Annotated in this window: 13 protein-coding genes; 9 read left to right on the top strand and 4 right to left on the bottom strand. The window is 45.1% G+C overall.

Going from position 1 to position 15,307, the window contains the following annotated elements; all coding sequences use genetic code 11:
- Positions 1-2: 2 nt before the first annotated feature.
- From Cabys_RS01530 to Cabys_RS01520, 3 genes are all read right to left on the bottom strand, one after another.
- Entirely contained in the window at positions 3-893 is an 891-nt protein-coding gene (locus Cabys_RS01530) for a 4Fe-4S dicluster domain-containing protein (protein ID WP_006928309.1), read from the bottom strand.
- Positions 894-906: 13 nt separating this feature from the next.
- Complete coding sequence (locus Cabys_RS01525; RefSeq protein ID WP_006928307.1) at positions 907-1,224, bottom strand: NifB/NifX family molybdenum-iron cluster-binding protein; 318 nt, start codon at positions 1,222-1,224, stop codon at positions 907-909.
- Positions 1,225-1,394: 170 nt separating this feature from the next.
- Entirely contained in the window at positions 1,395-2,768 is a 1,374-nt protein-coding gene (locus Cabys_RS01520) for a sigma-54 interaction domain-containing protein (RefSeq protein ID WP_006928305.1), read from the bottom strand.
- A 129-nt stretch (positions 2,769-2,897) separates the two neighbouring features.
- On the opposite strand from Cabys_RS01520, the gene Cabys_RS19740 reads away from it, so the two are divergent.
- The 9 genes from Cabys_RS19740 to Cabys_RS01480 all read left to right on the top strand — a co-directional run bounded on the left by Cabys_RS19740 (position 2,898) and on the right by Cabys_RS01480 (position 13,869).
- Positions 2,898-3,107, top strand: coding sequence for a hypothetical protein (locus tag Cabys_RS19740; RefSeq protein WP_150125315.1), 210 nt, complete (start codon positions 2,898-2,900; stop codon positions 3,105-3,107).
- A gap of 41 nt (positions 3,108-3,148) precedes the next feature.
- On the top strand, positions 3,149-4,132 hold the full coding sequence (locus tag Cabys_RS01515; protein WP_044281125.1) for a rhodanese-like domain-containing protein: 984 nt from the start codon (positions 3,149-3,151) through the stop codon (positions 4,130-4,132).
- Between the two features lie 105 nt (positions 4,133-4,237).
- Positions 4,238-4,444, top strand: a complete 207-nt coding sequence (locus Cabys_RS01510; protein ID WP_006928303.1) for a hypothetical protein — start codon at positions 4,238-4,240, stop codon at positions 4,442-4,444.
- A 57-nt stretch (positions 4,445-4,501) separates the two neighbouring features.
- On the top strand, positions 4,502-5,611 hold the full coding sequence (locus Cabys_RS01505) for a hypothetical protein (RefSeq protein ID WP_150109263.1): 1,110 nt from the start codon (positions 4,502-4,504) through the stop codon (positions 5,609-5,611).
- 72 nt (positions 5,612-5,683) lie between these two features.
- On the top strand, positions 5,684-6,898 hold the full coding sequence (locus Cabys_RS01500; protein WP_006928301.1) for a hypothetical protein: 1,215 nt from the start codon (positions 5,684-5,686) through the stop codon (positions 6,896-6,898).
- 14 nt (positions 6,899-6,912) lie between these two features.
- Complete coding sequence (locus Cabys_RS01495) at positions 6,913-7,809, top strand: cytochrome c3 family protein (RefSeq protein WP_006928300.1); 897 nt, start codon at positions 6,913-6,915, stop codon at positions 7,807-7,809.
- A 28-nt stretch (positions 7,810-7,837) separates the two neighbouring features.
- Entirely contained in the window at positions 7,838-8,236 is a 399-nt protein-coding gene (locus Cabys_RS01490) for a cytochrome c3 family protein (protein ID WP_006928299.1), read from the top strand.
- A gap of 709 nt (positions 8,237-8,945) precedes the next feature.
- Positions 8,946-10,895, top strand: coding sequence for a cytochrome b/b6 domain-containing protein (locus tag Cabys_RS01485; RefSeq protein WP_006928297.1), 1,950 nt, complete (start codon positions 8,946-8,948; stop codon positions 10,893-10,895).
- A gap of 211 nt (positions 10,896-11,106) precedes the next feature.
- A complete protein-coding gene (locus tag Cabys_RS01480; RefSeq protein WP_006928296.1) occupies positions 11,107-13,869 on the top strand; it encodes a cytochrome c3 family protein in 2,763 nt (920 codons plus the stop codon).
- Between the two features lie 472 nt (positions 13,870-14,341).
- Here Cabys_RS01480 and Cabys_RS01475 read toward each other — a convergent pair whose 3' ends face one another.
- Complete coding sequence (locus Cabys_RS01475) at positions 14,342-15,175, bottom strand: menaquinone biosynthesis family protein (RefSeq protein WP_006928295.1); 834 nt, start codon at positions 15,173-15,175, stop codon at positions 14,342-14,344.
- Positions 15,176-15,307: the final 132 nt, after the last annotated feature.

The following is a 15,307-nucleotide window of genomic DNA, read 5'->3' as shown; positions in this document are numbered from 1 at the left end:
GACTACTCCTCCTCTTCGCGCGTCTGTTTTCCAAGCCACATAATTCCGCCTAACAAGGCGTAGAGGGCAACCGGAGGAACAAAGAACTTAAAAATAGCGTGTTGAATGGGTTCGGTTGCGCCCGGAGCGGGGTCTGTGCCCACATCCGGAAAGTCAAGCTTAAGAAAATCCTGCCCGGCCAGATAAAGCCAGGAAGTGCCTGCGACTTCATGTTCACCAAATACGTGGTCAATATAACGTTCCGGCTGCTTTCGAATGCGTTCATGAGCAACCTGAATCAGCTCATAGCGTTTGCCAAAAGTTAGCGCTTCAGTAGGACATATTTCCACACAGGCCGGCATTTTTCCTTTGGAGGTTCGCCTGTCATAACAAAAATCGCATTTAAGGATTTTCGGTTCAATAGCCTTGTGATATTCAAAAGCCGGCACCTGAAAGGGACAGGCCACCATACAGTAGCGGCAGCCAATACAGCGGCTTTCATCCCAGATTACCGCGCCGTTTTCCTGTTTGGTAAAGGCGCCCACAATGCAAGCCGAAACACAGGCCGGATGGTCGCAATGCATGCATTGCACCTTTACGGTTGTTTCTTGCTGTTCCGGATTATCCGCTTTGTAGGCATTAACCACTGTTAGCGCGGTATGATCTGGCCGACGCATGGTTTGAAACACCGAACGGTCCTGGTAATCATCAAGGTTACCTGCTTCCATTCCATGCTCCACCTTGCAGGCGTATTCACACTGGCGACAACCAATACACACGGTTGTGTCAACCAGCACGCCAAAACGATCATCAGATAGAACATTTTTGGGCGTGGCATGACTTTTTTTAGGGCTTATGGCCGTAAGCGATGCCACGCTAATTGCTTTTAGAAACGAACGCCTTGTTTGTGACATGATAGTCTTTCCCTCACATTTGTTCATTTATTAACTGTAATTCATCTTTAATTCTCCGAATTACTTCCTTTTCGCTGCCATCCTGATCACAAAATACCAGAATGGATCGCGACTGCAGGCAACACTTTAAAAATAAACTGATGCCATTGCATACAACTACCTCCACACCAGCATCGTACAAGGCTGACAGGCGTTGCCCCACAGAGCTTCTTTTTAATTCAAGCGTTTTAGCAGGCGCCCATTGTTGATTGGTGTCAAGGATTTTTACAACGCTGCACACGTCGAAAAGCGGCGCAACTCTATTTTTCCAGACAGGTATTGCAACTTTCATTTTTCCCATACGTTTATTTTGAGAAATATTTAACAAATATTATGCCAGACTTGATACAGTCTGTCCATAACGCTGCGGGCATGATTGTGGTATAAAATTAGGGTAGCGTTTCAATGTGTTGTGTAGCAGCTTCGCAACTCAAAGGGCGCAACCCTGCTACTCTACAAAGGTTAATCGTTTACGTGGCGGTGGCGGCCATCGACGTGGGGTAGCTTTATTCCCAGGCGCTTGATTTTTCTGAAAAGTGTGGTTTTGTGGATATTTAAGGCACGAGCGGCAGCCTGACGATTCCAGTTGTGCTCTTCTAAGGTACGCAAAATTAATTCCGCTTCCATCTCGTTTAGCTTTTTCTGATACTCATCCTGTATCTCTTCGGGGCGTTGCTCGAACAAATCAATGGGCAAATGTTTTTCTTGAATAATGTCCTCGTTGCACAGCACAAAAGCGTGCTCAATAATGTTCTCCAGCTCGCGCACGTTGCCCGGATAGGAATGGCGCATTAAAACTTCCAGCACTCTGGGAGACACGCCTTCGATACTTTTGCCCTGTAAATTATTGAATCTTCTGATAAAATGATCGATCAATAAAGGAATGTCTTCCTTGCGCTGACGTAAAGGGGGAATATGTAACCGAACCACTTTTATTCGGTAGTAAAGGTCTTTGCGAAAAATGCCCTCGGCCACCAATTCTTCTAAGTTTTTGTTGGTAGCCGCAATAATTCGCACATTGGCATTAATGGTTTCAACAGAGCCCAGCGGCTCGTACGTTTTTTCCTGTAAAAAGCGCAAAAGCTTCACCTGAAAAGCCTGGGAAATATCGCCAATTTCATCTAAAAAAAGCGTGCCGCCTTCGGCCAGCGCAATTCGTCCAATCTTATCTCTTCTGGCATCTGTAAAAGCGCCTGCCTTGTAACCGAACAGTTCAGACTCCAGCAGGTTGTCAGGTAGCCCGCCACAATTAATGGCCACAAAATTCTTATCTGCTCTGGTGCTTAATTGGTGAATAACACGAGCGACCAATTCTTTTCCGGTGCCGCTTTCGCCTTCAATTAAAACGGTGCTGTTACTATCTGCCACCTGAGGTAAAAGGTCAAAAAGCTGCCACATGGCGGGGTTTTTGGAAACGATGTCATGATAGGAATAGTTGCGACGGATGAATTTTCGCAAATCATCTTCAGTACTTAAATCACGAAAAGTCTGCACACCTCCCAGGATGTTTCCTTTTTTGTCTTTTAGGGCGGCGCCCGTTACTTTAATCGGAATGCGAAAGCCCTTCCTGGTGATAATATAAACTATTTTAGAATAGCTGTTTTTTCCGTTTTCAATAGCCTTTTTTAATACGCAGCCTTCTTCGCAAATATCTGACCGGAAAACATCATAACATTTTTTCCCGATCGCCTGCTCGGTAGGAAAGCCGGTAATCTGGGAGGCGGCTTTATTAAAAGAGGTAATATTAAATTCATGGTCAATGGTAAAAACGCCCTCGGTGATATTATCTAATATGATCTCTGTTAAATTTTTACATTCTATTTTTGGATCAACCATTTCGCTCTCCCCATTAACCATTAAAGAAACATGGTAGCAACATTTGCACCAATATTAACAAGATGAAAATTTACAACACTATGTTAATAAAAATCAAAAAATTCCGCATATCGCTAAACCGGCCTAACAATGTTTCACTTTGAAACAGCTGAACCATTTGTTTCAACCCCAGCATATTTTATTGATTTTAAACTAATAAGCCCTATATTTACATCCCGGTCGAAACATTTTGTTTCACACGCCAATCAACCAGACTCGTTTTATTTACTGCAAAAACAACAACTTAAAAATGACATAAAAATTGGTACGCAAATTGCAACTATGTTTGTGAAAATTTAAACAAATACTTGTTGTAGTTTTACCAAGAAAGGAGTATCGCAATGATGCGCAGATATTTTACCATTTTATCTCTTTTAGTCGGATTGGCTTTTCTTTTTTCGTGTTCTTCTTCTACCGACAATGACGATAAAGAAAAGAAGAGCAACTTCGAAATCATTCAACCGGTCGTTGATGAAGCCATCGCCAATTGGAGTAATCCGGTCACCCCGGCACAGACCATTCATGACGGATTGAACAACTATTTTGTGGTAAGCGTCCGCGGCGCTGACGATTATGCCAAAGGCCATGTTCCTGGCGCCATTAACATCCCTTGGACAACAATTGCCAAAGAAGAGAACCTGGCCCAAATTCCAACCGACAAAACAGTGGCTGTTTATTGTTACACCGGCCACACCGGCCAGATTGCCGCAACAGTATTAAAGGTTCTGGGTTACGATGTGACCAATATGAAGTGGGGCATCATGTCCTGGACTAAAGATCAAACCGTAAGAGCGGCTGCTGCTTTTAACGAAGATACCGACGCGCACGATTATCCCATAACCACGGAGGTGCCGACCGCTCAAACCTACGATCTGCCGGAGCCGAACTTTGTCGATTCGGAAGATGCAATGACCATTCTTAAAGCCGCCGCAGATCAGTATGTTTCTACCCAGGCGCCGGTTATCCTGGCTCAGGCGTTATTCGACAACTTAAATGACGGCAACGCTTCCAACGATCCGCAGATCATCAGCGTGCGCAGCGCAGACCATTATGCCATCGGTCACATTCCCGGCGCCATTAACATTCCCTGGCAAGAGATAGCCAAAGTGGAAAATCTGCAAAAAATCGACCCCAACCGTGAAGTAGTGGTTTACTGCTACACCGGTCATACCGGCCAGATTGCCACAACCGTATTGAATCTGTTAGGCTATAATGCGATTAATTTGAAATGGGGCATCATGTCCTGGACTAAAGACGCAAATGTTCGCGTGCTTAGTCCTTTTAATGAAAATACGGACGCCAACGATTTTGCGTTAGAAAAATAGGTCAAATCTGAAAATATTTTCACGAAAAAAGCGGGGTCGGGTTATTGTAAACACCCTGACCCTGCTTTAATTTTTAAATCGGTACCAATTAAGTGGAGTGACGCCGTGAAAAAAATTTTATGGATTTCGTTTTTGGCGCTATTTTTTGGTCTGGCAGGCTGCCAGGAGAAAAAAAGCGATATTGCGCAAAAAGAAGGCATATACGAGGTAACGCAACAAAATAGTTGCGTGGGCTGCCACACCAATAAGGCGCTTTTAGAAGAGGTTGCCGAACCGCTGGAAGATAGCGGCGGCGAAGCGGGCGAGGGCTGAGGCGGCGCGGTGGCCCCGTTGGGGCCTGCGGAACGAGTTTTTGTCTCGGAAACTTTTTTGGGCAGCGTACACGGGCAACTGGCCTGCACTACCTGCCATGGCGGCAATTCTAACACCCCATTAACCAAAGAAGCCAAAGCCGCTGCGCATGCTGCGACTGCGGATTTTGTAGCTTTACCCAGTGAACAGTTTGACGTGTATTGCAGCGCCTGCCATTCCGATATCACCACAAAATTTGAAACCTCTTTACATTATACGCAAAACGGTTTTTACGAACGCTTTAAAATTCGCGCCGGAGGAATGGATTTACGCACAGACGCTAACATGAAAGCCGGTTTTGACGCAGACTGCGCTAAATGCCATGCCGCCTGCGGTCAATGCCATGTTATTCGTCCCGTATCCGTAAACAGCGGCCTGGAGCAAGCTCATCAATTCTACCGTACGCCCAGCCTGGTTAATAATTGTACCGCCTGTCACGGTTCGCGCGTGGGCGAAGAGTTTCGCGGATTACACAGAGGCGAAGAAGGCTACGAAAATGTGAAAGAGGCCGATGTGCATTACAATAAAGGGATGAATTGTATGGCCTGCCATCCCGCCGATGAGATGCACGGCGACGGCAATTTGTATCCCTATCGCTATGTTGAAAACGAAAGCTTTGTCGCGCAATGCACCGACTGCCATCCCGATGTGCTGGACACTAATACGGAAAATCTCTACCACACCACGCATGTTCAGGGCAACACCACTTTGCAATGCCAGATATGTCATTCGCAAACCTACAAAAGCTGTAACGGCTGTCACGTGGGAGAAGGTATCACCGGTTCTTCCTACCCAACTTTTAAGATTGGCAAAAATTATTTGAAAAACACCAGTTCTTTCCGCACCACAGATTTTGCGCTGGTTCGCCACATTCCGATTGCGCCCGACACTTACCACAACTGGAACGGCTCGATTTCACTAACAACCTTTGATAACGCCCCAACCTGGAAATACACCACGCCGCATAATATTCAACGCTGGACATTTTTAACCGATACCAGCGGAACGGCCTGGTGTGGGCAAACCTGCCACGACAGCCACGATGAAATTTTGCTTAAAAGGAGCGATGTCGATTCTACTTATCTTGACGATGAATTAAGAGCAAACGAACCGGTGTTTACCGATTAATAGTAAACCCAAAAAAGCGAATCCGTTGTTATTCGCTTTTTTCTTAATGAATGAACAAAGCGAGAGATTGCCATGAAAAAGTGTATGCTGGGAATTAGCCTTTTGTTAGCGGGAATCAGCTGTACCATTGCTCAGGGCGTGGAGTTCAATGGCTATATGCGAAACTCGGTTTATGCCTACAGCGCGCCAGAAGAGATTGGCTCCGACAAAACCGAACTGCACACGCGACTTTATCAAACGCTGAGCGCCAATGTGATCTTTAATCAACTGGGAGGCTGGCAATTACATCTGGCCGGCCGCGCCCTGACCGACCTGGCCGACAGCGAGCTGGACAACGTTAAACGATTTAGAGCCTATCGCCTGTCCGTTTCCAAGAAAAATTTATTTAACATGATTGATCTTGAAATCGGTCGTCAATTTTTACATCCAGGAGTTACCCTGGGCAGCCTGGACGGATTAAATCTGAATATTAAACCCTTAAAGTGGTTCGAATGGCAGGTTTACGGCGGGGTGGAAACGCACTTGCTGCGCGCGGCTAAAGTTTATGCCGTGGATGAAGCCGCCGTTTTTGGCACGCAGTTAAAGTTTAAAAGAATGTTTAAAAGCAATATCAGCCTGGTGTACCTGCAAAAAAACGCGCAAAGCGAAACCCAATGGCAACTGGCCGGAATTAATTTCAGCAACTACAGCATTAAACATTTGTTGGTGTTAACCCAGGCGCACTACGACCTGGTAAACAGCCGCCTGCACCGTTTGTACCTTTCGGCCCGCTACCAGTTTAGCCCAAAATTGTTAATCAACGCTTATGTTAAACAACAATATCCGCAAATTTACAATACTTCTTATTTTCAGATCTTTGAGGTTGATCGCTATTTGTTAAGCGGCTTCAATGTGGTTTATCAACTTACTGATCAATATGCCATTACCGGCATGATGCAGGGCGTGCAGCTAAAAGAAGGCTATGGAAATCGTTTTATTGCCATGCTTTCGGATCGTCACGGCAGCTTTGGACTGGTTTACGAAACGGGCGATCTGGGCGACCAGATGGGAGCGCTGTTTAATTACCGCTATCGGATAATGCGGGAGTTAACGCTTAATTTGAGCATTGATTACACGCGCTATCGATTCGAAAAACGCTACGATTACGAAAATCAACTGGCCAATGCGGTGGGCCTGAGCTACCGCTTTTTAAAACACTGGAACATTCAACTGGAATACCAGTGGCTGCAAAATGCAGATTTCAAATCGGATCAACGCGTCTTAAACCATATTAGTTTTGTCTGGTAAAAAAGGTGAATATCATGCAAAAGTTGAAACCATTTTTAGTTGTTTGTTTTTTTCTGCTTGTTTCTTCAGCCCTGGCACAGGAAGATCAGATTATTTTTTCGCATCAGCTTCATGTGCAGCAACAGGAGATTGCTTGTCTGGATTGCCATGGCAAAGCGATAGAAAGTGAAAACTGGCAGGACGTGCTAATGCCGGAGATGCAAACCTGTTACAGCTGCCACGATGAAGAAGAAACTCCCTGCTCCGCCTGCCATACCAATGCCGACGAGCCTGCTATCGCCAGACGTCTGGAAGGATTTAACAGTCGCTTTCCGCACAAACTGCACGTGGATAAAGAAGGAAACAATTGTTTAACCTGCCATAAAGGCGTGGAAACAGCGAAAACCACGCAGGACTTTCATCTTCCGACAAAGGAAAAATGCAATGCCTGTCATGTGGGAGCCGATGTGGTGGAAAGCCAATCGAAATGTTTTACCTGCCACGAACCATCGCTAAACTTTTTGCCGGCCACTCACCAGCTCAACTGGCGTAAAGATCATGGCCTGGTTCAGCAAATGGACGAAAATTCATGCGAACACTGCCATCAACCAACCTACTGCAGCGACTGTCATGAAGGCGACAATCTTAATCGGCAGGCGCATCCCCTGAACTACCGCTACACGCACGGGCTGATGGCCAAAGGCAATAAAGAAAACTGCCTGACCTGTCATCAGGAGCAGGCCTTTTGTGTTGACTGCCATCGCTCGGAACGGGTAATGCCCCAAAACCATGCCCTGCCTACTTGGGCCAATCGCATTGCCGGCGATGGGGGCGAACATGTTCGCGAGGCGCAGATCGATTTTGATGCGTGTATGAGCTGCCACAACGACGCTTATGCCGACGTGGTGTGTATGACCTGTCATGGAAATTAATGGGTGAGAAAAAGGTAGGGACCGACTGATGAAAAAAATATTACTCATAGCCAGTGTGGGATTATTTTTCCTGGCTTGCGCCAAAATGGAAACCCCGATAGAAAATAAAGCGCACCCTGCGGATTGGGCAAATCCACAGGCCGAAGAGTTTCATGCTTTTAAAGTGGTTGCCGCAGGCGCAGTTAGCTGTATTTCCTGCCACGGTCAGGATTTGTCCGCCAATCAAAGCTTTTGCATTGACTGCCACAACAAACAAGACCGGCCGATCAGCTATCCACACCCCGCTTACTGGCTCGATTTTAAAAGCGCCGAAAACCACGGCGCCTTTGTAAAACAAAACGAAGGCCTGTTAACCTGCAACAACTGTCATGATGGTCAAAACGACCAGGCCACGCCTTGCGCCAATTGTCATATTGGAGGGAACTGATTTTTCATCGAAAAAATGTATTAAAATCTGAATCGTTTTAGATTTCATTACATCCGGGCAGGGTTTAGATCAAATTTTCGATTTGGTTTTGCCCTGTTTTACAAAAGGTCTGTATTTTTTTGCGTGAGGCCTGGCAATCATTCTGCAGTTTATAAAATACTCTTAATAGATTTTTTGTCTTTAATTTGACGTTGGCGGCTCAGAATTTCAGCAAAAAAGATTAATCGCGATTCGGTGAAGATTAATGAGATGTTGAGGCTGCCCGGGCTTCAAAAGCCACAATCATTTCCCTGAAGGTTCCGGTTATTTTTTACGTCAACAAAACTTCTGAAAAAGTTGCATGAACGGCTGGTAAATCGAGAGGCGTTTTTTTCTAAAATATGTAAAGCGTGCGCAGCACTGGTTTAAAACGAGCAAAATTTAATCGAGTGAATTAAAACAGACATAATGGAGAAAAACAGGTTAGTATAATTGCCAACACAAACATTGTAACCAGAGCTGGAAGAGAAGAGTATATTTAATTTAGAAATTTTGGCTTGCTTTGAACTATATTTTTGTGAATATTATACCTAAGGTCTCGGGTAAAAAAGGTGTTCGTTATGTATTTTTCGTATCCCTCGTATAAACTATATGTTATGCGTCCAATGGCGCACCATTCCAATTATCAATCGCTCAGGGTAGGTGATTAAAACATAGGAGAGATTTGTTAATGAACGTCAAAAAAGTTTTATGGTTATGGATTTTGTTGACCTTTTGCGGATTGCTTTATGCGCAGATGGATAATGAAACCTGCATGGAGTGTCATTCTGATCCTGAATTAACCAGGGTTGTTAACGACACGGTTGAGGTCTCACTTTTCGTCGATTCGGCACATCTTCAGGGCTCTGTTCATGCAGATTTTCAATGTACGGACTGCCACGCCGTGGGCGAAGACCATCCGGATGATGTGCCGCTGGGCGAGCCCACCTGCGCAAACTGCCATGAGGATGTTTATGAAGAATATGAACAGAGTATCCATGGCCTGGGCAGAAAACAGGGAATTCAAATTGCCGCCACCTGTTGGGACTGCCATGGAACGCACAACATACGCTCGGCTGTAGATTCCAGCTCCAAAGTCTATGGAAAAAACCTGTTAAAAACATGTGCAAGCTGCCATTCCAATACAGAGGTCATGCGCCAGTTTGGGCACAAGAGAATGGACCCCGTGGAACTTTATGCCGAAAGTGTTCACGGCCGAATTTTTGCCGAAGACCCTGAGGCCAATGTGGCCAGCTGTATTACCTGTCATGGCAGCCATGATATCAAACCAGCCATAGATCCCAATTCCAACTTAAGCGAGCTGAACATTCCTGAAACTTGCGGCACGTGTCACGATGCTGAAGCTGAAGAATACACGCAGAGCATACACTGGATTTCATTAAAACGCGGTCATCATGAATCGCCCAATTGCACCGATTGCCACGGAGAGCATAATATTCAGAGCTATACGAACGGCAGCCCCTTTGAACATCCGGAATTGGAGGCCACAAAAGTTTGCGCCGGCTGCCATTCTTCCGAGCGACTAATGGAACGTTTTGGCCTGGATTACCGGCGGTTCGAGTCTTATTTTCGCACCTATCACGGCCTGGCTGTTTTAAAAGGATCGCCCCGGGCGGCAACCTGCACCAGCTGCCACGAAACCCATTCCATCCGTGATTCGCATGATACTCTGGCCACCACCAATCCAAAAAATCTGGTAAACACCTGCAGCCAATGCCACAGCAATGTAACTCCGGAATTCGCCCAAATAGAAGTCCATCCGATCGGTCTAAAAGATAGAAACTACATCGCTTATCTTTTAAGAGCATTTTACAAATGGATGATTTTCATTGTGATCGGTGGAATGATCTTACATAATCTACTGATAGTCGTGTATCATATCCGCCAAAAACGTCGCGCCAAAAAGTACAGCGAACTGGTGCCCCGTTTTCAGACCTTTGAAGTGTATCAACATCTGCTGCTGATTTTAAGCTTTGGTACTCTTGTGGTTACCGGCTTTGCCCTCAAGTTCCCCGATGCCTATTGGGTGCGGGCGCTCTACGGGATGGGCATGGATGAGGTCATACGAAGCACCCTGCACCGCATTGCAGCGATAATCATGCTGGTTATTTCTTTAATTCAGGCTGGATATTTTATCTTTTCCAGAAAGGGCAGAGAAGAAATCATGGCCCTGATGCCAACCAGAAAAGATCTGACAGATTTCTGGCAAAATATGAAATTCTATCTGGGCCTGAGCAAAGAAAAGCCGAAATATGACCGCTTCGACTACACAGAAAAAGCCGAATACCTTGCCCTGATCTGGGGTGTGATCATTATGGGCGCCACCGGATTTATGCTGTGGTTCCCGGAGTTTTTCGCCCGCTTTTTACCAAACTGGTTTTTCGAAGCCGCAGAAATCGTGCATTATTACGAAGCCTGGCTGGCGTCGCTGGCTATTTTAGTCTGGCACTGGTTTTTCGTGATCTATCATCCAGATGTTTATCCCATGAACGTAACCTGGGTTGACGGTAAAATATCGCTGGAAGAATTAAAACATCACCATCCGCTTGAATACGAAAGAATAATAAAAGAAAGAAAAGAAAAGTATAATAAAAAGGCGATCAAAAAGAATGATTCTTAACCAGCTCGTCAAGTAAAGAGCAAGAAACAGTTTAACCGACAACTTTTGCAAAACAATAACAGGCGCCTGTCAGACGCGAATCTGGCAGGCGTTTGTTTTTATGGGAAGGGGAAATATGAAAATTATTTCATATTCACAAAATCATATTGTTATTTTATGCACAGATTGTTAAACTAAATAAGGGGCAGTAAATTTTAAGGGTATCAGGGAAGTGAAAAAACACATATTGTTTTTAGTTGTTATCTTTTTTATCTATCCTCTTTTGGCAGAAAATGACGTTTGCCTTGAGTGTCATTCCGATCCGGAATTAACCACCGAAAGAGGCGGAGAAGAAGTATCGTTATTTGTAAATGAAAATATTTTTGCAACGTCAGTACACGGCGACCTGGAATGTGTTAGTTGTCATGCCGATGCCGATGTTGAAGAATTTCCGCATCCAGAAAGGTTGTCTTCGCCCCATTGCGGAGATTGCCACGATACCGAGCAGGAAAAATATGACATCGGGTTTCATGGCAAGGCATTTGCCCGGGGTGATCGTTATGCCCCCTCCTGCTGGGAGTGCCATGGAACACATGACATATACCCTGAAACGGATGTGCGTTCCAGGGTTTTTAAAATGAATATTCCCCTTTTGTGCGGACGTTGCCATCGTGAAGGAGCGCCGGTCGCCAGAATCTACAAAATACCCGAACACAATATCCTTGAAAATTACAGCCAGAGTATTCATGGCGAAGGTTTGTTTAAAAAGGGGCTGATTGTAACGGCGGCCTGCGCCGACTGCCACGATGCCCATCAAATCCTACCTCATACCGATCCGCGCTCGTCCATTGCTCCGGAGAACATCGCTAAAACATGCACCCAATGTCACAGCCGCATAGAAGATGTTCATGTTAAGGTCATAAAGGGCGAAAAATGGCGCAATGATCCTTCTTCCATTCCAACCTGTACCGATTGTCATATTCCGCACAAAGCGCGAAAGGAATCTTTGCTATTAAGTTTATCCGATCGCTCCTGTCTGCTTTGTCACGGCAATAAAGAAATCCATAAAGAGGAGGATGGCCAGCAGGTATCGCTCTATGTTAATAAAGAGAAAATCAAACAATCCGTTCATCGGGAAGTGCCCTGCGTTAAATGCCATTCGGATGTGGACGCAAGCTTACAACGCCCATGTAAAACGGCCGGTAAGGTAGATTGCGCCAGCTGCCATATTGACCTGGGCGAACAATATAAACACAGCGGTCACGGAATTTCCAGACAAAAGGGCCTGGAAGAAGCGCCCGATTGCAAAACCTGCCACGGCACACATCTGGTTCTTTCCGCTAATGATGAAAATTCTCCGATCTTTCGCTCCAATATTCCCAGGCTGTGCGGCGATTGCCACCGCGCAGGCAGCAATATTGCGGCCATGGATACTTTGAGTCAACACAATGTACTGACCGACTATTCTAAAAGTATCCACGGGCAGCGTCTGGAAAAACAGGGTTTACTGCCGGCGGCCATTTGTTCGGATTGCCACACCTCGCACAACATATTAAATCATAAACACCCAGAGTCGTCTGTAAACCCGCGCAATATTCCGGCCACCTGTTCCCAGTGCCATCTGGGAATTTACAAAGAATTTACCAATAGTATTCATGGTAAAAGCAATGATAAAAACAAAAATTTGCCAAGCTGCACAACCTGTCACTCTTCACATACCATTCAGTTTGTGGGAAAAGATAAATTTATGACAGAAGTAACCGCTCAATGCGGCTCCTGCCACAAAGAGCTTGCAGAGACCTATCTGGAGACCATGCATGGCAAAACATATAAACTGGGCTATTTAAAAGCGGCCAAGTGTTCCGATTGCCATACCGCGCATAATATTTTGCCGCCGGACGATCCTCGTTCGAGTTTAAGCATCCATAATATTACCAAAACCTGCATGAAATGTCACGAAGACGCGTCGGCAAGGTTTACCGGTTATTTAACGCACGCCACGCACCACGATCGCACGAAATACCCATATTTGTATTACACTTACAAGGCAATGACCTTTCTTTTAATCGGCGTGTTTTCCTTTTTTGGCTTGCACACGCTGTTATGGCTCCCCCGCTCCATTGAAAACTATCGACGCCGTAAAAAAGCGCACCAGGATAAAAAGGTAAATTATTACATTAAACGTTTCGACCTTTCGCACCGCATTACCCATCTGTTTGTTATTATAAGCTTTTTGTCGCTGGCCGTTACCGGCATGATGCTCAAATTTTCCGGAATGCCATGGGCTAAATTTTTGGCGGATTTAATCGGCGGCGTTGAAGTTGCCGGCACAATACACAGAATCGGCGCCGTTATTACGTTTGGCTATTTCCTGGTTCATTTGTACCTGATTTACAAACGGATGAAAGCCAGCGGTAAAAATTTCTGGCAATTTATTACCGGCCCTCATTCCATGATGTTCAACAAAAAAGATGTGCAGGATTTTATTGCAACCATTAAATGGTTCCTCTGGCTGGGCCCAAGACCAAAATACGGGCGCTGGACATACTGGGAAAAATTTGATTATTTCGCTGTTTTCTGGGGCGTGGCGGTCATTGGCCTTTCGGGGTTGATGCTGTGGTTTCCTGAATTTTTTACCCATTTTCTGCCGGGATGGTTTATTAACGTGGCCGGAATTATCCATAGCGACGAAGCCTTATTAGCGGTGGGCTTCATTTTCACCATCCATTTTTTTAACACCCATTTACGGCCAGAATCTTTTCCGATGGATAAAGTGATCTTTACCGGCCTGGTTCCGGTGGATGAATATAAGGAAGATCGGCCGGCTGAATATGAATACTTAAAGTCTCAGGACAAATTAAAAAAGGTCGTCGTCAAAACTTCAATCGATAAGAGAAAAGAACGTTTTATCTTTTTTATGGGTATGACCTTTTTAACCATTGGTATTACGATTATTGTCTTGATTATTTATTCTGTGTTGTTTGGCTATAAATAATAAAAAAAGCCCTTTCCGCAAAGTCGATGCGCTTCGGGGAAAGGGCAAATTTTTTATGGATATTTGCCTGGCAGCTAACTAAGGCAGCGAAGCCGCAACCAAAATCAACCGCAACGTGCGCAAAGTAATTTTCTCGTAGATTACGCCAATAATCGCAGAAAATGATTAAACAAACAATTCTGAGACTAAAGAGCCAAGCAAATCGGCGCTATTTACGCCCGAGGGTGTCTCAAAAGCGACATTAAATGTATTTTTATGCAAATATAGGTAAAAGTTTACAATAGCCCTCACCCCCTTTCCCCCTCTCCCGATTTTCGGGAGAGGGGGAACTAAAGGGGGTGAGGGAAAGAAAAAACTTTATAAAAATACATTGTCTTTGACTTTTGGGACAGCCCCGGGTTGGGGGATGAGTTTTTAAAACAGCACAAAAATTTTCGCACGCTAAGGCATTACATTTTTCGAAGGAAGTATTCTAATCTTCCAGAAACTCCACCTGCGGCCTGTTTTTGATGATCCCGGCTTCAAATCCTCTTTGCAGCAGAGTTCTCACAGCTTTTCGCCCAATGTCGCCGTAATCGAGCGTCCAGTGGTTTACGTACATACCCACAAAACGGTCTGCCAGATCAGAGGCCATATCGCCGGCAAACTGCAGCGCATATTCCAGCGCTTCTTCACGGTGATCCAGCGAATATTGGATGCTTTGACGGATTAAACGGGAAACTTTTTTCATCGTCTCCAGCCCCAGATCTTTACGGATTACATTACCGCCCAGCGGCAGCGGCAGGCCGGTATCTTCATACCACCATTCCCCCAGATCAACAATTTTAACCAGTCCTTTTTCGGAATAGGTTAGCTGCCCCTCATGGATGATTAATCCCGCCTCAAATTGATCTTCCAGAACGGCAGGCATGATCTGATCAAACGGCACAACTTTGTATTGGGCCTCAGGAAGAAAGAGCTTTAAAGCCAGAAAAGCCGTTGTCATTTCGCCAGGAACGGCAATGACTTTTTGCTTCAGGTCCTCTTTAGTTAAGTTCTGTTTGGCTATAATCATCGGGCCGTATTGATCTCCCATGGAACTACCGGTCGGCAGTAGCATGTATTTATCCGCAACTTTGGGATAGGCATGGATGGAAATGGCCGAAACTTCATAAACGCCTCTTAATGCCTCTTCGTTTAGCGTCTGAATATCTTTTAAGATATGTTCAAAAACAAAACCCCCGGTATCAATCTTTTCTTTGGCCAGGGCATAAAACATAAACGCATCATCAGAGTCAGGACTGTGTGCAATGCGAATTCTTTGCATGATCCACCTTTCTATTTCTTTAATTTTAAAACGTTAAACTTACTCGTTTCGCTATTGCAATTCAAATCTTTTATGGCGCGTTATCTCGTTTTTAAATCGAAAAAAATGATGGTAAAGATTTTTTCTATCATT

This window comes from Caldithrix abyssi DSM 13497, from assembly GCF_001886815.1.
Lineage (GTDB): Bacteria > Calditrichota > Calditrichia > Calditrichales > Calditrichaceae > Caldithrix > Caldithrix abyssi.
Note: the sequence above shows the minus strand (reverse complement) of the source record. Positions and strands in the feature narration are given on the sequence as shown.